At 57.1% G+C, this 18,802-nt stretch carries 16 protein-coding genes; 12 read left to right on the top strand and 4 right to left on the bottom strand.

Annotation, left to right across the window (positions count from 1 at the left end):
- Positions 1–110: 110 nt before the first annotated feature.
- From tmaR to araD, 8 genes are all read left to right on the top strand, one after another.
- Positions 111–428: a PTS system regulator TmaR gene (gene tmaR / locus J0X03_RS07500; protein ID WP_004935612.1), complete on the top strand. Its 318-nt coding sequence runs from the start codon at positions 111–113 to the stop codon at positions 426–428.
- Between the two features lie 354 nt (positions 429–782).
- The gene (locus tag J0X03_RS07505; RefSeq protein ID WP_016927009.1) at positions 783–1,850 is read left to right on the top strand and encodes an erythritol/L-threitol dehydrogenase; all 1,068 of its coding nucleotides are present in this window, start codon (positions 783–785) and stop codon (positions 1,848–1,850) included.
- A 136-nt stretch (positions 1,851–1,986) separates the two neighbouring features.
- Positions 1,987–2,904 carry an ABC transporter substrate-binding protein gene (locus J0X03_RS07510; RefSeq protein WP_060660459.1) on the top strand — a complete coding sequence of 306 codons (918 nt, stop codon included), beginning with the start codon at positions 1,987–1,989 and terminating at the stop codon, positions 2,902–2,904.
- A 54-nt stretch (positions 2,905–2,958) separates the two neighbouring features.
- Complete coding sequence (locus tag J0X03_RS07515) at positions 2,959–4,449, top strand: sugar ABC transporter ATP-binding protein (protein ID WP_160204431.1); 1,491 nt, start codon at positions 2,959–2,961, stop codon at positions 4,447–4,449.
- Positions 4,446–5,435 (top strand): ABC transporter permease, encoded by a 990-nt coding sequence (locus J0X03_RS07520; protein WP_160204430.1) that lies wholly within the window; start codon positions 4,446–4,448, stop codon positions 5,433–5,435. Before J0X03_RS07515 ends, J0X03_RS07520 begins: the two co-directional genes overlap by 4 nt.
- Positions 5,436–5,443: 8 nt before the next feature.
- Entirely contained in the window at positions 5,444–6,931 is a 1,488-nt protein-coding gene (locus J0X03_RS07525) for an FGGY-family carbohydrate kinase (protein WP_160204429.1), read from the top strand.
- Positions 6,918–7,787 (top strand): L-ribulose-5-phosphate 3-epimerase, encoded by an 870-nt coding sequence (locus J0X03_RS07530; RefSeq protein ID WP_160204428.1) that lies wholly within the window; start codon positions 6,918–6,920, stop codon positions 7,785–7,787. Before J0X03_RS07525 ends, J0X03_RS07530 begins: the two co-directional genes overlap by 14 nt.
- Positions 7,781–8,473 carry an L-ribulose-5-phosphate 4-epimerase gene (gene araD / locus J0X03_RS07535; RefSeq protein WP_033632583.1) on the top strand — a complete coding sequence of 231 codons (693 nt, stop codon included), beginning with the start codon at positions 7,781–7,783 and terminating at the stop codon, positions 8,471–8,473. The genes J0X03_RS07530 and araD overlap by 7 nt, the downstream gene beginning before the upstream one ends.
- A 6-nt stretch (positions 8,474–8,479) precedes the next feature.
- Here the strand turns inward: araD and J0X03_RS07540 are convergent, their stop codons facing one another.
- Entirely contained in the window at positions 8,480–9,484 is a 1,005-nt protein-coding gene (locus J0X03_RS07540; RefSeq protein WP_049294855.1) for a LacI family DNA-binding transcriptional regulator, read from the bottom strand.
- A gap of 386 nt (positions 9,485–9,870) precedes the next feature.
- Between J0X03_RS07540 and J0X03_RS07545 the strand changes: the two genes are divergently transcribed.
- The gene (locus tag J0X03_RS07545; protein ID WP_160204427.1) at positions 9,871–11,286 is read left to right on the top strand and encodes a hypothetical protein; all 1,416 of its coding nucleotides are present in this window, start codon (positions 9,871–9,873) and stop codon (positions 11,284–11,286) included.
- A 1,107-nt stretch (positions 11,287–12,393) separates the two neighbouring features.
- On the opposite strand, the gene J0X03_RS07550 is transcribed toward J0X03_RS07545, so the two are convergent.
- On the bottom strand, positions 12,394–13,305 hold the full coding sequence (locus J0X03_RS07550; protein ID WP_160204426.1) for a LysR family transcriptional regulator: 912 nt from the start codon (positions 13,303–13,305) through the stop codon (positions 12,394–12,396).
- Between the two features lie 107 nt (positions 13,306–13,412).
- On the opposite strand from J0X03_RS07550, the gene J0X03_RS07555 reads away from it, so the two are divergent.
- The 3 genes from J0X03_RS07555 to J0X03_RS07565 all read left to right on the top strand — a co-directional run bounded on the left by J0X03_RS07555 (position 13,413) and on the right by J0X03_RS07565 (position 16,524).
- On the top strand, positions 13,413–14,720 hold the full coding sequence (locus J0X03_RS07555; protein ID WP_160204425.1) for a serine hydrolase domain-containing protein: 1,308 nt from the start codon (positions 13,413–13,415) through the stop codon (positions 14,718–14,720).
- 197 nt (positions 14,721–14,917) lie between these two features.
- Positions 14,918–15,124, top strand: coding sequence for a DUF6434 domain-containing protein (locus J0X03_RS07560; RefSeq protein ID WP_047025471.1), 207 nt, complete (start codon positions 14,918–14,920; stop codon positions 15,122–15,124).
- A gap of 407 nt (positions 15,125–15,531) precedes the next feature.
- Positions 15,532–16,524, top strand: a complete 993-nt coding sequence (locus J0X03_RS07565) for a PDDEXK family nuclease (RefSeq protein WP_047025346.1) — start codon at positions 15,532–15,534, stop codon at positions 16,522–16,524.
- A 124-nt stretch (positions 16,525–16,648) separates the two neighbouring features.
- Here the strand turns inward: J0X03_RS07565 and lptG are convergent, their stop codons facing one another.
- Positions 16,649–17,728, bottom strand: coding sequence for an LPS export ABC transporter permease LptG (gene lptG / locus J0X03_RS07570; RefSeq protein ID WP_160204424.1), 1,080 nt, complete (start codon positions 17,726–17,728; stop codon positions 16,649–16,651).
- On the bottom strand, positions 17,725–18,795 hold the full coding sequence (lptF, locus tag J0X03_RS07575) for an LPS export ABC transporter permease LptF (protein ID WP_160204423.1): 1,071 nt from the start codon (positions 18,793–18,795) through the stop codon (positions 17,725–17,727). Before lptF ends, lptG begins: the two co-directional genes overlap by 4 nt.
- Between the last annotated feature and the right edge of the window lie 7 nt (positions 18,796–18,802).

The raw sequence follows: 18,802 nt of genomic DNA on the forward strand, positions 1-18,802 counted from the left end.
TGGGTAAGATAAGCCAATCACTGTTGTGCCGGACCGCCACAAACCTGTATCTTGGTGCCATGTGGCCGTAAGCAAATGAATCTGTGTATTACTAAAGCAAGGGTATAAAGATGGATAATGCAAATAAGCCGAGTTTCCAGGACGTGCTGGAGTTTGTGCGTATGTTCCGCCGCAAAAACAAACTGCAACGCGAGATCGTCGACAACGAAAAGAAAATTCGTGATAACCAGAAGCGCGTGCTGCTGCTCGACAACCTGAGTGAGTACATCAAGCCCGGCATGAGCATTGAAGACATTCAGGGTATCATCGCCAACATGCGCAGCGACTACGAAGATCGCGTTGATGACTACATCATCAAAAATGCCGATCTGTCCAAAGAGCGCCGCGAGCTGTCCAAAAAGCTGAAAGCGATGGGCGAAGTGAAGTAACCCGCTTTATCGGGCCGGGCGCGATGCCTGGCCCGCATTCCTGCCAATCATCTTCTTCCCGCCGTTTCGATCATCTCCCGATCCTCACCGATCCTGTAAATGGGATCGCGATCCGCATTTGTAGCATTTTTAGCCGCAATGTTAACGAACTGTGATTTTGCTCAAACAATTCTTTTTGCAGCTTTGGTTATATGTCGATCAATGTTCACGTTGTCATTTTGAGTTTTCGGGATGTGTGATGATTAATTCATTGAAATTTAACATGTTGTGTCGTTACTCATTTTTTGTTGAATAAAAATGACAACGTCAACATTAATAAAATTCAAGCGTTTAACGAATGTATTGGAGGAAGATATGAGCCAGTTGCCGGAAAAAATGCGCGCGGTCGTTTGCCATGGCCCGCAGGATTATCGTTTCGAACAGGTGCCTACGCCGCTGCCGAAGGCGCGCGAGCTGGTGATCAAGGTGGAAGGCTGCGGCATCTGCGCCGGCGACTGCAAATGCAAGAACGGCGCGCAGATGTTTTGGGGGGAGAACCCGTGGGTTAAACCGCCGGTGGTGCCGGGCCACGAGTTCTACGGCCGCATCGCCGCGCTGGGCGAGGGCGCTGAAGGCAAATACCGGATCGGCGAGCGGGTGATCGCCGAGCAGATCGTGCCGTGCTGGGAGTGCCGCTACTGCAAATCCGGCAGCTACTGGATGTGTGAGACGCATAACATTTACGGTTTCCAAAAAGACGTGGCGGAGGGCGGCATGGCGGAGTACATGCGCTTTTCCGAGAACGCCATCGTGCACAAGATCCCGGAAAGCCTGAGCCATGAAGACGCGGTACTGATCGAACCGATGGCCTGCGCCATCCACACCGTGGCGCGCGGCGACATCCAGCTGGACGACGTGGTGGTGCTGGCCGGCGCCGGGCCGCTCGGGCTGTGCATGGTGCAGGTGGCGCGCCTGAAGACGCCAAAGAAACTGATCGTGATCGACGCCATCGACGAGCGGCTGGCGCTGGCGAAGGAATTTGGCGCCGACGTGGTGATCAACCCGCTGAAGGAAGACGCCGACCAGATCGTCAAATCGCTAACCGGCGGCTACGGCTGCGACGTGTATATCGAGGCCACCGGCGCGCCGATCGGTGTCACCCAGGGGCTGCAGATGATCCGCAAGCTGGGCCGCTTCGTGGAGTTCAGCGTGTTCGGCAAGGAAACCACCGTCGACTGGTCCATCATCGGCGATCGCAAAGAGCTGGACATTCGCGGCGCGCACCTGGCGCCCTATAGCTACGAAATCGCCATCGATCTGTTCGAACGCGGGCTGGTGACTTCCAACGGCGTGGTCACCCACAGCTATTCATTGAACGACTGGGACGAAGCCTTCGCCCTGGCGGACTCGACCGACTCCATCAAGGTGATCCTGGTTCCCTGACCCTCCCGCCGTACCGCTGTTGCAGTCACGACCGTCGGCCCGTTCGCAACGGAGGGGCCGGCCGGTCGGCCAAACGTAAAGACATGCTGTTGCTCTGATAACCACAACAAGAAGCTTCCCTACAGGAGAATTGGTTATGTTTTCATTATTCAAAAAGACCCTGCCTTTTATCGTCGCCGGTGGAATGTTGGCGGCCAGCCAGGTGGCGCTGGCCAAGCAAATCACGATCGGTATGTCGTTCCAGGAAATGAACAACGACTACTTCGTCACCATGAAGCAGGCGCTGGATCAGGCGGCGGCGGATATCGGCGCCAAGGTGTACGTGGCCGATGCGCGCCATGACGTTGCCAAACAGATCGGCGATGTGGAGGACATGCTGCAGAAGAAGGTGGATATCCTGCTGATCAACCCGACCGATTCGGTGGGGGTGCAGTCGGCGGTGATCTCCGCCCATAAGGCCGGCGCGGTGGTGGTGGCGATCGACGCGCAGGCGGAAGGGCCGCTGGACGCGTTCGTCGGATCGGAAAACTACGACGCCGGCTTCCAGGCGGGCGAGTACCTGGCGAAAGCGCTGGGCGGCAAAGGCAAGGTAGCGATCCTCGACGGCATCCCGGTGGTGCCGATCCTGGAGCGCGTGCGCGGCTTTGAAGCGGCGATGAAAAAATACCCCGACATCAAGATCGTCACCAAGCAAAACGGCAAGCAGGAGCGTGACACCGCGCTGACCGTGACCGAAAACATGCTGCAGTCGGCGCCGGATCTGGCGGGCATCTTCAGCGTCAACGACGTCGGCGCGCTCGGCGCCCTGGCGGCGATCGAAAGCAACGGCGCCAAGGTCAAGCTGGTGAGCGTCGACGGCCAGCCGGAAGCCATCAAAGAGATCCTCAAGCCGAATTCGCCGTTTATCGCCACTTCGGCGCAGTTCCCGCGCGACCAGCTGCGCATTGCGCTCGGCATTGCGCTGGCCCGCTACTGGGGCGCCACGGTGCCGAAAACCGTGCCGGTCAAAGTGAAGCTGATCGACCGCAGCAATGCGGCCGGCTTTAGCTGGTAACAGCGGCCGGGTTCGCCCCGCTGCGGCGGGGCGTTCGGCGCGGAGGGCAATGCGGTGACACCTTTACTGGAACTGAAGCGAATAAAAAAGAGCTTTCCCGGCGTGAAGGCGCTGGACGGCATCGATCTGGCCATTCAACGCGGCGAAGTGCACGCCCTGCTGGGCGAAAACGGCGCCGGCAAATCGACGCTGGTGAAAATCATGTGCGGCATCTATCAGCCGGACGAGGGCGATATTTTTATCGACGGCGAGCAGCGCCGCTTTAACAACTATCGCCAGGCGATCGAGGCCGGCGTCGGCATTATTTTTCAGGAATTCTCGTTGATTCCGTACATGAGCGCCATCGACAACATCTTCCTCAACCGGGAGATCAGGAACCGCTGGGGTCTGCTGGATCGCCGGGCGATGCGGCGCAAGGCCGAGGCGATCTTCAAGCGGCTGACGGTGGCTATCGATCTCGATTGCCCGGTGGAGCAACTGAGCGTGGCGCAGCAGCAGTTCGTTGAGATCGCCAAGGCGCTGTCGCTGGAGGCGCGGGTGCTGGTGCTGGATGAACCGACCGCCACGCTGACGCCGGGCGAGGCCGAACACCTGTTCAGCGTAATGAACGATCTGCGGCTGCTGGGCGTCGGCATGGTGTTTATCTCGCACCACCTGGACGAGATCTTCACCATCTGCGATCGCATCACCGTGCTGCGCGACGGCGCCTACATCGAAACGCTGGCCACCGGCGACACCAACGTGGAAGAGCTGGTGCGGCTGATGGTCGGGCGCAAAATCGAGAACGCCTTCCCGGTGAAACAGCACCCGGTCGATACCGCGACGATGCTGCTGGAGGCGGAGATCCAGCGCGAGAAGCACGGCGCGACCGACCGCTTCCACCTGCACAAGGGCGAGATCCTCGGCTTCGCCGGGCTGGTGGGCTCGGGGCGTACCGAGACCGTTTCGGCGCTGATCGGCGCCAGCCGCTGCCACCGTAAACGCGTCAGCCTCGGCGGCCAACCGGCGGCGCTGCGCTCCCCGGCGCAGGCGCTGGCGCAGGGCATCGGCCTGCTGCCGGAGAGCCGCAAAACCGAGGGCCTGGTGCTGCCGTTTTCGGTGGCGCAGAACATCACCCTCAACCGGCACCACCGGCGCGGCAAGATCTTCGTCAGCGCCCGCAAGGATCGCGACGTGGTGCAGCGGCTGATCCGCGCCGTGGGCGTGAAAACCCCGGACGCCGAGACCGCCGTCAGCACCCTGAGCGGCGGCAACCAGCAGAAGGTGGTGATCGCCCGCTGGCTCAACAACGACTGCAACATCCTGATCTTCGACGAGCCGACGCGCGGCATCGACGTGGGCGCCAAGGCCGAGATCTACCAGCTGATGCAGCAACTGACCCAGCAGGGCATCTCCATCATCATGATTTCTTCCGAACTGCCGGAGATCATCGGCGTGTGCGACCGCGTGCTGGTGTTTCGCGGCGGCCACATCGTCGCCGAGCTGACCGGCGACGACATCGAATCCAACCACATCATGCTTCACGCGACCGGGAGTGCCTTATGATCGGAATTGAACAACCCGCCGTGGCGCACCGCGCCGCCGGCCCCAGCCTCGGCAAGCGCTGGGAAAAACTGCTGCATCACCCTGCGGTCTTGCCGTTTATCGGCTTCGTTGTCCTGTTCGTGCTGATGAGCCTGCTGAACGACAGCTTCCTCAGCGTCAACAACCTGACCAACGTGGCGCGCCAGGTGTCTATCAACGCCATCATCGCAGTGGGCATGACCTGCGCCATCCTGACCGGCGGCATCGATCTCTCGGTGGGGCCGGTGATGGCGCTGGCCGGTTCGGTCGCCGCCGGGCTGATGCTGGCGGCGGTGCCCATCCCGCTGGCGATGGTGGCGGCGCTGGCGGTTGGCGCGCTGTTCGGCCTGGCCAATGGCGCCTGCATTGCCTACCTGCGCATGCCGCCGATCATCGTCACCCTGGCGTCGATGGGCATCGCCCGCGGCCTGGCGCTGCTCTATACCGGCGGCTACCCAATCTCCGGCCTGCCCGACGTCTTCGCGTTCTTCGGCCGCGGCACGGTGCTGGGCATCCAGGTGCCGATCCTGATCATGCTCGGCGTGTATGTGCTGGCCTGGCTGATGCTCAACCAGCTGCCGTTCGGCCGCTACGTCTACGCGATGGGCGGCAACGAAGAGGCGGCGCGCCTGAGCGGCATCCGCGTGCCGCGCTACAAGATGCTGGTGTACGTGATCAGCGGCCTGACCGCCGCGCTGGCCGGGCTGGTGCTGACCTCGCGCCTGATGAGCGGGCAGCCCAACGCCGGCGAAGGCTTCGAGCTGGACGCCATCGCCGCGGTGGTGCTGGGCGGGGCGGCGATCTCCGGCGGGCGCGGCGCCATCGTCGGCACGCTGGTGGGGGCGATGATGCTCGGGGTGCTCAACAACGGCCTCAATCTGATGAACGTATCGCCATATATCCAGAACGTGGTGAAGGGTGGCATCATCCTGGCCGCCATCTACCTCAGCTCCGTGCGGCGCAAATAGGAGGCGCGATGTCAGTCTTTCTTGGCATAGACGTCGGCGGCACGGTGATCAAGGCCGGGCTGTACCGGTCAAGCGGCGAAGAGCTGGCGATCGCCGAGCGCGACGGCGCGGCGATTGCCGCCCAGCCGGGCTTCAGCGAACGCAATATGGACGCGCTGTGGGATGACGTTTGCGCGGCGATCCGCCAGGCGCTGCACGCGGCGGGGCTGGAGGCCGGCCAGGTGCGCGGCGTCAGCTTCTCGGCGCACGGCAAAGGGCTTTATGCCATCGACCGCCACGGCAAACTGGTCGGCAACGGCATCCTCTCTTCGGATAACCGCGCGGCGGCCACGGTGGCTGAGCTGCGCCGCGCCGGTGTGGACGCGCAGACCTACCCGCGCAGCCTGCAGCCGCTGTGGCCCAGCCACCCGGCGCTGCTGCTGCGCTGGCTGAAGCAGCGGCAACCGGCGCAGTACGCCGCCGTCGATCGCATCCTGATGGCGCACGACTACCTGCGCTTTCGCCTCACCGGCGAGGCGGCGGCCGAGGTGACCAACATCTCCGGCAGCAACCTGTTTAACCAGCACAGCGGCGCTTACGATCCGGCGCTGATGGCGGCCTTCGGCATCGAAGAGGCGCAGGAGAAGACCGCGCCAACGATCGGCTCGGCGCAGCTGGCCGGGCGGGTGACGGCCGCGGCGGCGGCGCAGTGCGGCCTGCGAACGGGCACCGCGGTGTACGGCGGCCTGTTCGACGTGGTGGGCGCGGCGCTCAGCTCCGGCGTGGCCGACGATCGCACGCTCAGCGCGGTGGCGGGCACCTGGTCGATCGCCACCTGCGTGACCGAACGCATCATTCCTGCCGATTACCCCTACGCCTGGGGGCGCTACTGCATCGACGGCCGCTATTTCGTGCACGAAGGCAGCCCGACCTCGGCCGGCAACCTGGCCTGGTTCCTGCGCCAGTTCTGCGCCGACGACCGGCAGCGCTACGCCCAGTTCAACGCCTGGGTGGCCGAGCGCCGCGAGCAGCCCAGCGGGCTGCTGTTCCTGCCTTATCTGTACGGCTCCAACCTCGGCGGCAACACGCCGGGCGGGCTGATCGGCTTGAGCGCCCACCACGAGATGGCGGACGTGGTGCAGGCGATCTACCAGGGCATCGTGTTCTCGCACCTGATCCATCAGGAGCGCATGGTGCAGCTGAACCCGCGCATCGAGCGGGTGCGCATGACCGGCGGGCCGACGCAGTCCGAGGTGTGGATGCAGATGTACGCCGACGCCGGCAACCTGCCGCTTGAGGTGGTGGAAACGCGCCAGAGCGGCTGTCGCGCCGCCGCCCTGTGCGCCGCCGTCGGCGCCGGGGAGTACGCCGGGTTCGCCGAGGCGATCGCCGCCGCGCCGCCCAAATTGCGCTGTTATTATCCCGCGACCGCCGCCCATCGGCGCCTGCGCGCCCAGCAGGCGCGCTATCTGGCGGTCGCTCAGGCTTTGAGTGAGGTGACTGATGCAAACGACTAACGCCGCCTGTCTGGGGCTGTATGAAAAGGCGCTGCCCGCCGAACTGAGCTGGCCGCAGCGGCTGGCCACCGCCGCCGAGCTGGGCTTTGAATTTGTGGAAATGTCGATCGACGAGCAGCCGGCGCGCCAGCAGCGGCTGGACTGGGATCGCCGCCAGCGGCTGGCGTTTATCCAGGCGCGGCTTGACAGCGGGGTGACGGTGCCGAGCCTGTGCCTGTCGGCGCACCGGCGCGATCCGTTTGGCAGCCATGACGCCGCCACCCGCGAGCGGGCGCGGGTGCTGATGAGCAAGGCGCTGGAACTGGCGACGGATCTCGGCATCCGCAACATCCAACTGGCGGGCTACGACGTCTATTACGAACCCGCCGATCGCCACAGCCGCGAACGCTTTATCGAGGGCATGCAGTGGGTGGCGGCGCAGGCCGCCAGAGCGCAGGTGATGCTGTCGGTGGAGGTGATGGACACGCCGTTCATCAACAGCATCAGCAAATGGCGCGACATCGCCCGCCACGTCAACAGCCCGTGGTTCACGGTGTATCCCGATCTCGGCAACCTCAGCGCCTGGGGCAACGACGTCGCCGCCGAGCTGGCGCTGGGCATCGGCAGCATCACCGCCATACACCTCAAAGACACCGTGGCGGTGGGGCCGGGCAGCGCCGGGCAGTTCCGCGACGTGCCGTTCGGCGAGGGCTGCGTGGATTTCGCCCACGCCTTTGCCGTGCTCAACGCGCTCGGCTATCGCGGCCCCTATCTGCTGGAGATGTGGGCGTGCGAAGACGGGCGGGATAAGCAACGCATCGCCCAGGCCAAGGCCTGGATCGAACAACAGATGAATGAGGGAGGCATCGCATGCTGAACGAACTCAAGCGGCAGGTGCTGGCCGCCAACCTCAGCCTGCCGGCATACGGGCTGGTGACCTTTACCTGGGGCAACGTCTCGGCGATCGACCGCCAGAGCGGGCTGGTGGTGATCAAACCTTCGGGCATCGCCTACGAGGCGATGACGCTGGAGGATTTGGTGGTGGTGGATCTGGAGGGCAAGGTGCGCGAAGGGCACCGCAAACCCTCATCCGACACCGCCACCCACCTGGCGCTGTACCGCGCCTTCGCCGATATCGGCGGCGTGGTGCACACTCACAGCCGCAACGCCACCATCTGGGCGCAGGCCGGGCAGCCGATCCCGGCGCTGGGCACCACCCACGCCGACTACTTTTACGGCGACATTCCCTGCACCCGGCCGATGAGCGAGGCGGAGATCGCCGGGGATTACGAGGGGGAAACCGGCAAGGTGATTATCGAGACCTTCAATCAGGCGGGGCGCGATCCGCAGCAGGTGCCGGGAGTGCTGGTCTATTCTCACGGCCCGTTCGCCTGGGGCAAGGACGCGGCGGATGCGGTGCACAACGCGGTGGTGCTGGAAGAGGTGGCGATCATGGCGATGGCGACGCGCCAGCTGGCGCCGGCCATCGCCCCGATGCAGCCGGAGCTGCTGGACAAACATTTCCTGCGCAAGCACGGCAAACACGCCTACTACGGGCAATAGCGCCCGTCAGCGATTCAACAGCGAGCCGGTGAAGAACTCTCTGCGCACCGGCAGTTCGCCGCGCGGGCTATTAATGGCGCTGAACAGCAGCTCCGCGGCGATCTCCCCCAGCTTTTGCGTATCGTGATACACCCCCGGAATGTGCAGGCCGTAAGCGCCGGCGCGCGGCGGCTCGTCTATCGAGAAGAACTTCACCTGCTGATAAAGCCCCATCTCGTGGCAGATGGCGATGGCGCCCAGCGTGATGATGCCGTTCAGGCCGATGATGTAATCCGGGCGGTTCTCCGGCTGCGCCAGATAGGCGCGCACCTCGCTTTCCTGCGAGGTGAAATCATAGTCGCCGTTGATGATATGAATCTCACGCCCGCTGCCCTGCAGCGCCGCGACGATGCCGGCGGTGCGCGTTAGCGTAATTTCGGAATCCGCCGGGCCGCCGATAATCAAAAGCTTCTTATCCGGCTGCTCCGCCAGATAGCGCCCGGCCAGCACGCCGATCTCGCGGTTATCGAGGAACACGCCGCTCAGCTGCTGATCGTAGAGATCGCGGTCGATCAGGATCAGCGGCACGCCATACACCTCGGCCAGCTCGAGATAGGCGGGGCGGTAGCGCTTGTCGTCGCGCACCGCCGACAGCAAGATACCGCGCGCCTTGTAGCCGAACAGCGCCTGAATGGCGCGCATTTCCGCCTCTTCGCTGCCGTCGGTGTCGAACAGCATGATCTGGTAACCCTGCTGGCGCGCAATGCGCGACACGGTCTTGATAAGGCCGGAATAGAACGGGTTGTACATGCTGCTGGTGACGATGCCGATAATCTGGCTGCTGCTGCTTTTCAGCCCCTGCGCGAACGCGTTGGGCACATAGTTCAGCTCTTTGGCGATGGCGTGAATGCGCTCGCGGGTTTCCGGCTTGACCAGCTCGGGCTTATTGAAGGCGCGGGAAACGGTGATATTGGTCACCCTGGCGCGGCGGGCGATATCCACGATAGTGGCATTGGGATTGGCTTTCGACACCGTCTTTCCTTGCGTTATGCCTCAACAGATCCCTTATTGTAGGGAAAGGGCGGGGGCGGTGCTAGGGGGGAGTTGGGGGGAGGCTGGATGGGGAAGGGAAAATAACGAAATGAAAACGGAGTTAATAGTTTCATTTATTTATTAGTTGCCAATTAAATCATTTCGTGTGGCTGTATTTTTTTGAGGAAAGGTTGGTAAGGTGTGTTTCATTGTTGAAATTAGGTATCAATGGCAGTTTTGTGCCAGAAGCGGACGCTCATTCTAAATTTTCCGACATAAAAATCAGCATATTGAAAGCATAATGTTTGCATTTGCCAACAAGAACATAGAAATTTGGGTCCAAACAGAAGATAATGTAAAAATCTATTTGATATGGAGGTGACTAGATGTCCTATGCGTTGATTGATAATGCATCACTAACAGCGGTTGAAAGAACATTAGGTGATATTGCCATAAGGAACCTAGATACCATTAATGGGGATCTAGCCGCTTTCGAAAATGTTATTCAAGCGATACTTTTTTACGATGAACTAATTTGTGTAGACAACTATAAAAAAGAACATCGTGATAAACGCATCGTCAAATTCAACTTTATTAAATTTTTATCGGAAAGTGATTTTGAGCTTAGTGCGCTTGATCGTCTTGCAAAGGCTGAAGCTCGCCAAATCAACCCAGAGATTAGAGGGGGGCAGTTTGTTGATGATGATTTTGGACAACTGATAGAAATGCTTAAGTTGAATATGATTTGCACATGGGATCTTCGGTCTAGTGTGTATTACTTGACAATGAAAATGCTTGGCCAGCCAGATACTCCTGAATACGAAAAATATAGTGAGTTAAGTGCATCTATTTTCAACGAATTAGCTGATGCTGCTGATACCAAAGGATATTGGTCAACCGATATAAAGCTAGTAAGTTCATCTGGACATGAGTTTACTGAGAGTGAATTTAAGCGAGAGCGGGAAAATGCTTCTAATGGTAAAGGAGGGATGACTCGGGCACTTGAAATGTTTATAGCTTCACTGAATTGGATGGCATATAAATCTATTTATTACAGTATTGTTGCCAAGCATCTTAAAGCAGATTCTTTTATCCATCCTATAAGACATGCATATCAGTTACACTGGATGAAAAAAACTGGTGCATTCGGTCATGACTATACAGCGAAGATAATTGAATCATTATCTGGGAAAATCAATGCTGCCAGATCTGATATCGTCAATCACGGGCGCATATCGACATTTTCATTAGATTTACCCATATTTTCCGCATGGCTAGCAAATGAAGCAGGAAATGTTGATCAAGTAATAAAATCGGCTTTAGAACTAAAGTCACATGATCATTTTCGTACTTGTAGAGAAGTAATTCGTGAGATTCATATAGCATTCGATGAGTCTGGAGTAGGCGCAGGGAATAAAAAGCTTACAAACCTGTTAAATGATTTAGAGAAAATATCAGGCGATGTTAAGCGAAACTACAGTGTTCCGTCTAACCAAGGCATTCAAGGAAGTTTCTTAATTAAGTCGATCAATTCCCTAACAGGTTTATTTGGTATTCCAAGTATACCAGATAAAGAGTTTTCTCTTAGTACTCCTGAATTTATGAAGTCTAAACAACATAAGGCGTTTTCTGCCGTGTTCAAAGATGTCACTAACGAGCTCACAAGTATTGAACGTTTAGGGGGGCTTCGCGATAAATTAGCTTCTAATTTTGTTATTGATAGAAATTTGCCTTATGTTGAGCAGAAAACAGAAAACCCGCATTTCCGAAATATAAGTAGTAATTGGAAAAAACCAATGTAACTTTAATAAAATTTTATTTTACAAGATGTGATCCTGCTAAGGTCTGTTATTAGTTATATAATACAGGTTGTTGTATTTTACAAAAAAATAAAAATTGATATCTAATAATGTGTTATATAAAACTTTTGGATAGAATGAATGAAAAGGAAATTAATACATAATGAAAAAGTTTATAAAAAAGCCCATGACAGCATGGTTCGGGAAGAGAGTGATTTATTTGTACGAAGGGTTTCTTGGCTTGATCTTCATAAAAAAGTGTACTCTTTTTATCGGGTTTTTTATCAAAATAAGTATTCATGCATATTTGGTAAGTTCTATCTCTCATCTAATCAGGATTACGCGCCATATAGCGAAAACTCCAACATATATAGACTTAACTCCCTGAGTTAGATTCAGTTCAACACTGGGTGTCGATTATCTAAAATATACCATGTAAGTAAAGAGAATAATTTAGAAATTATTTATGAAAAAAATTCAACACTTTGGTTCTCACCGGGTGTTACAGGTTGGGTAGCCGTTTTTTAGCCCCATACACTTCAAAAAATTATAGTGTTGACGAGAGGAATCTATTTATAAAGTATTATTGTGAGCCGATTTCGATCACGGATAATGAAATGCAAAGGATTTTTAAAATATACTTGAAATATTGTGAAGCAACTATGGCCTTTAGCACGAAAAAAAATGGTTGTATTTTTTAGATTATGGTTGCAATTTAAAGACTTAAGAAACAAAAAAAGATCAAGGCATTTGTTATAAAGGTAACTGCTCAAGCATTAGCGCTATTACTGGCTGGTTTAGGTATTATTGCAACCTTGTATACAGGGAGTGTTATTGGTTTTTAATGAACGATGGATATTTATTGAAGGCTGTAAGCATCCCGTTGATTGTCATCAGGTTAGTTTTTCCGTTAACTGAAAGGATGTAAATTTATTAAATGTCCGCTCCTCGCTCAAAGCCGCCCCTCAAAGCAACAAACCAGCGCCAGCAGCGCTGCAGCGATGGAGGTGAGGGGCTCTCATTGGGTGAAAACAACAATCCCCGCTTAAGAGCGAACGGACCAACAACGCAGGCGATACTCCCCACGATCGACTACCGGTAACAGCACTGTTAATTTGGCAGCGACTTTTCACCCCCAACCTCCCGCCACAACCCCGGCAACAGCGCCAACGTCTCATCAATCAGCGCCCTCCGGTCATTGCCCGGCTTCCAGATGGTCACCATGGTTTGGCTGATCCCCTGGCTGCCCACTTCGGTGCGCAGCGTGTTGACGTTTTTCCACCGTTCCGCATGCATATGCGTCGGCAGGAAGCCCCAGCCGCAGCCCTGTTCGAGCAGGGCGCGCAGCATCTCCAGTTCGTTGGTGAAGATAGTGTGCCCTGAAATTTGCAGGCGGCGCGCCACCGGTTCGTCAGAATCCGGGTGCATAATCACCTGCGGCGTGAGCGAGAGTTCCAGCAGCGAAAGCGGCTGTTCCGCGTTGGGGAAAAGCATTTTAGCGGCGTAAAAATCCATCTCTATCGCCCCTAAGGCGCGCCACTCCATGGCGTCGCCCACGCTGCGGTTGCGCGCCTGGCAGATGCCCAGATCGGCCTGGCCGCTTGCCAGCAGCCTTTCCGCTTCGTCGCGTGAGGCATTAATCAGGCTCAGCCGCGTGTTGCGTTGGGCCATGGCGGCAATCAGCGCTTGCAACAGCGCGCGGGGGGTAAAGGGATCGTAGACCAGCGAGATTTCCTGCGCCGCGCTCTTCGGCACCTCTTTGGCAAACGCCTCAAACGCTTTCACCTGGCGCATCAGCAGGTGTGCCTGGCGCTGCAGCTGTTCGCCTTCCGGCGTCAGGTGCAGGCTGCGCCCCTCGCGCAGGAACAGCGCATAGCCCAAGCCATCCTCGAGAAAATCAATCAAATCACGCAGCGTTGTGCGGTCTTTGCCCAGCTTGAGCGCGGCCTTCGCCAGGCTGCCGTGCTCGGCCACGGCTGTGAAGGCTTCCAGTTGGGCAAAGGAATAAATCAGGCTCGGCACGCGGTTCTCCCGTCGATTTTGCGGGGGATTTTCCCCCATCAGGCGTTTTTTATTATAGGCCGCGTTTTTTTAAGCTGAACGCCTTCCTGAGCTAAGCGAGAAAAAATATGAAAAGCAAAGTGTTTAACCGCAGCCTGCTGGCGGGCGTTGTCATCAGTCTCTGCAGCGGCCTGTTGGCGCCCGCCGCCCTGGCCGCCTGTGCGGGCACCGAACTCAGCGCCTGTCCCGCACCTTTCGATGCGCAATTGCCGGATACGCACAAGATGCTCACCTGGAGCCAGAGCGACCGGGTGATCGGTTTTCGTAACGACTACCGTAACTATGCCGGGGATGTGTTTCACCACGGTAACGCTGCGCCGCTGCCGGCTGCCGCTAAACCGTTAACCGACGCCAGTTATCGGGTGAATGGCAAAACCTACCACCTGCAGGATTACCTGCAGCGCCAGAATGTCAGCGGCATGCTGGTATTGAAAGACGGCAAAATTGCCTGGAAATATCTGGGGCAGGGCAATACCGACGCCACCCTGTGGACGTCGCGCTCGGTGGGCAAATCCGTGGTCGCCACGCTGGTGGGCGTGGCGATAAAACAGGGCAAGATCCACTCGCTCGACGATCTCATCACGCAATACGAACCCGATCTGAAAGGCACCGCGTGGGACGGCGTGACCCTCAGGCAGCTGATCACCCACACCTCCGGCGTGGCGTGGAATGAGGATTACACCAACCCGAAATCGGACTTCGCGCAGCTGACCGAGTGTGAAGCCAAACCCGGCACCTATGCCTGCGTGCGCAAGCTGGTGGCCGGTTTGCAGAGTGCGCATCCGGCTGGGCAGAACTGGTCTTACTCCTCCGGCGGCGCGTGGCTGCTGGGCGACGTGCTGGAGCGCGCCACCGGCATGCCGCTGGCGACCTATCTGGAGCAAAGCATCTGGCAGCCGTACGGCATGGCGAGCGACGGCGTGTGGCATGCCTACGCCAAAGGCCAGCACGACGTGGGCGCGCACGGCTTCAACGCCACGCTGGAAGACTGGGGGCGCTTCGGCGAATTCATTCTGCATAACGGGACGCTGCCGAACGGCAAACAGATCCTGCCGGAAGATTGGGTGGCCCAGTCGTCCAACTGGACTCGCGCGGCGGGCTCGGTATCGGCGGCGCATCCTGACGGCATTTACGGATTCCAATGGTGGAACAACGAAGTGCCGGTGAATGCGGCCAACGTTGAGCCTACTCCGCAGACCTCCCTCAAACATTCCCTGTGGGCGCTGGGGATCTTCGGCCAGATGATCATGGTCAATCGGGCGGATAATCTGGTGATCGTCCAGTGGTCCACCTGGCCGCAGGCGGAGCCGTCTTTCAGCGCGCAACCGCTGGAGGCCTCGCTGATGTTTAGCGCGATAGCGAAGGAATTGCGTTAATTCCACGGAGCGAGCAGGGGCGGTTGCCATTCCGCCCCTGTTATAAATGTGCCCGTGCATATAACAGCGCGGAAACGGCGGTCTGGGCTATGCTTTTCACCACATCCACTTTTCGCCGAAACGGGCGTGACAAAAGTGCGACTTGTCAGGCCAGGTTAAAGCTCTTTATCGAACGACTCTTCACAGGAGTGGTTAAATTGAAAATCGATTGGCATAGCGCATTGCTAACACGCGCCACGATCGTGGATAAAAGCTACAAAAATACGCAAAACGTTCGTCGTTTCATGGTTGAGGCGTGCGGAGAGGATTTTCGCTTCGATCGTGAATTTATGGCATGGATACGCAATGACATGCCAAAGACGTTAGGTGATGTCGTCGATGAGTGGCAGCGCAGGCACTCATAGTCGTTCGTAAACCCTAGCCGGTTAGGGTGCGGTTCGGGCAGCGCCTTATCGTTAGGTACTGGAACGGCCGTTCATTTTGCTCAAGTCTTCAAATGTTTCTCTATCATAAAGTCCGGCAAGGTGTGAAATTTCAGGGTGCCTTATTGGAATGAGGCATAGCGGTAAAATCGAGAGGGAGGAATAAGTAAGTGATTGGTCATTAATCCAGAACCAGATATTGACCAGCGGCGGTCGCATGATCTGGTGTTGATTATTTAGACAACAATAAACTTTCTCTCGTTCGCATCAATATCAGATGGCCTACCAACTTTTTTTCCAAGAGAAAAATTCCTTCCGTCGTGATAGATTGAATTCATGAAATATTTTTTTCAAATTCAAACTGTTTCAGATTTAATAATGAGGGAGTCATGGGTTTATTCACTTTGGAAGACCAAGAGTTCAAAAAGGTTGCTAAAACCACGTTTATGCGCGAATCGATCCTTGAACGCAGGGATATTCAGTCAGCAATAGCCAAGAATATGAGCGATTTTTTGCCCGATTGCTTGGTAATCCAGGAAGAGTTTAACAATTGGGAAAACAGCCAGCGTAGAATTGATTTACTCTGTATCGACAAGGCATTTAATCTGGTTGTTGTTGAGCTGAAGCGGGATGAACAAGGTGCGCATATGGAGCTTCAGGCGGTAAGGTATGCCGCTATGGTTTCACAAATGACGTTTAATGATGCTGCGGAGTGCTACCAAAAACATCTTGATAAAGAAGGTGTTGCTAAGAGCGCAGAGCAGGAGATACTCAAATTTTGTGAGCGAGACGAAAGCGAGATTGCTGACTTCAATACTCAGGTAAGGATTGTACTGATCTCAGCTGATTTCTCTACGGAAGTGACAAATACGGTACTTTGGCTGAACAATAATGGGCTAAATGTCAGCTGTTTCAAGTTAAGCCCTTATCTGCACCTTGATAAGGTATTGGTCAATTTTGAACAGATAATACCGCTGCCCGAAGCAAAAGATTTCTTGGTTAGACAGAAACGAAAAGAAACGGAAGCCAGGGATGCTAAAGAAAAAGGAGAGAGGGATTACTCGAAATTTATCTATAAGGGTGTGGTTTATAATAAAAGAAATCTGGCCTATGAGCTGATGAACGAATGGATTATGGATACTAATCCGTATGATATGCAGGTGATAGCGTCCATGTTTGGCGATGATATCCATCGCAGCCTTATTAAGGTTGAACAGGATGTGATTGCGTCACGGCGTAAACGATTTCATGATGAAACCATAGAGCTTGCCTCTGGTGAGATAGTGCTTATTACCAATCAATGGAGTATTGGCTCTATTCAAAAGTTGATAAATAAGTTTGTCAGCCTTGGCTATAACATTGAGACGCACCAGCAAGATTGATGTCAGACGGCCAATCAGATAGGCCTCAGCACACAAAGCGGAACCTTGCCCCTGCATGTGATGGCATTGTTCCGCCAGATACTCTCGGAACCATGCCAGGCACGTCTCTACACCAGCGCTTTCACTAACCCCGCCGATCAAACCGATAAACCAGCGCCAGCGCCAACGCCAGGAGCAACAGCGGCGGGGCAAGGGCGGTGAAGGGCGCGTTGAGGGCGAACAGCAACCCCAGGTTTAGGACGATCTGGTAAGCGATGTAGGTCAGCAGCCCGATGATGACGCCGAGCGCTAATCGGCTGCCCATGCCGGGCGCACGCGGGGCGGTGAAGGTAAACGGGATGGCCAGCAAAATCATCGCCAGCACCAGCAGGGGCTGGCCGAGTTTTTTCCACAGCGCCAGGCGGTATTCGGTGCTGGGTTGCCCAGAGCCCTGCAGATAATCGATATAGCGATCCAGCTGTTGGAGCGAGAAACTGTCCGCCGGCAGGGTCAGCTCTTTCAGGCTCGGCACGGCGAACAGCGAGCGCCAGAGCAGGCTGTCTTGCCGCGCAATCGTCTCCTTTCTGCCTTGCCAGCTTTTTTGCATCACGTTGTGCAGCAGCCAGTTGCCGTCGGCGGCGGTGCTGGCGCTGTCGGCGTAAATGTAAGATTCCAGCGCGCGGTTGGCCTGATAACGGAAGATCTCTATGCCGTGGGGCTGGTCGTTCTCATCGACGGTTTTGACCGTAACAAACTCGTTGCCGCGCCGCGCCCACAGCGGGTTAACGGTAACATCATTACTGTTCGACTGCGCCAGCGCGTTGTTCTTCATCTGCAGCGCGCGTTGCTGCAGCGGCGAAGCGGCCCATTCATCGAGGGCGCCGAGCGAGAGGTTCATCAGCAGCCCGGCGGCGAGCATCACCAGCGCAATGCGGAATATCGACATCCCGGCGGCGCGGATCGCCGTTAGCTCCAGAGTTTTCGACAGTTGCCCCAGCCCGACGATGCCGCCGAGCAGCGCGATAAACGGCCCCAGATCGACCAGGCTGCGCGGCAGCGTCATCACGGTCACCAGCAGCGCCTGCTGCCAGCGGTAGCCGCCCGGGGTCACGTCCTCCAGCTCGTTGATCAGCGTAAAGGTGGTGAACAGTGGGATGAGCAGCCCGGCCGCGGCGGCGAAGCCGATGAACACGTTGCGCATTAGGTAGCGGCTAAAAATAGTCATCGGGAGGGTTTCCGCAGCAGGGATAAGTCGCGCGCCAGCAGCAGAGCGATGCCGACAGCCATCGCTATCGGCACCAGCCAAACGCCGGGGATCGTTGGCAGAGAGCCGTTGGCCACCAGCGTGCGGCAAATGTTGCCGCCATAGAAAATCACGGTAAACAGCACCGTCAGGGGCAGCAGCGCGGCGTAGCGCCCCTGTCGCGGTTTGATGCGGCTCAAGGGGATCGCCAGCAGCACCATCAGCACGGTGGTCAGCCCGCGGCTCTCGCGCCATTGCAGTTCGGCGGCATCGCCCGGATCGGCGGAGCGCGCCAGCTCCGCCGGCGAGGCCGACTTGTGCCGGCTTTCGGCGCTGGGCACGAACGGTTTGAGCGCGATGTCAAAGTTGTCGTAATTCTGGCCGTTGTCGTCGGCGCCCTCACGATCCAGCACATAGGCGGTGCCGGTTTTCAGCCGCACGGCGGGGCTGGCGGGAGAGGCGTCGAGCACTTCCACCGACTGCGCGCGATACAGGTTGGTGTGATGGCCGCCGCGCACATAAATCAGGGCGTCCGTCAGGTGGTTGGCCGTTTTGTCGACGTGATTGGCGAGGATCATGCGGCCGTTGCCGCTGACGTTGAATTTGTCGGCCTGCAGGTGGCTCACGTCCAGCACCGACTGCGACTGTTGCTGGAGCTGATAAATATTGGCGTACGCCCAGGGCCTGCCATACAGCGACAGCAGCGTGACCGCTATCGCCAGCGGCACCGCGAGCAGCAGCACCGCCTTGTGCAGCCGCAGCGGGCTGGCGCCGGCGGCCAGCATGGCGGTGATCTCCGCATCGCTGTACATTTGGCTCAGCGCCACCGCCACCGAGACATACAGCGCGACGGGCAATATCATCTCCAGCGCGATCAGCGATTTATAGAAAACCACCTCGGCCACTACCCGCAGCGCCAGCGTGCCGTTGGCGGCATCGGTCAGGTAGCGCTGGGCGGAGTAGCTGGCGAACATAAAGATCAGAAACCCGGCGATCATCATCACCAGGCGGCGGATCTCAACCGTGATGTAGCGTTCAATTAAAGACATGCGTCAT

It is taken from the genome of Serratia ureilytica, assembly GCF_017309605.1.
In the GTDB taxonomy this organism is placed as follows: domain Bacteria; phylum Pseudomonadota; class Gammaproteobacteria; order Enterobacterales; family Enterobacteriaceae; genus Serratia; species Serratia ureilytica.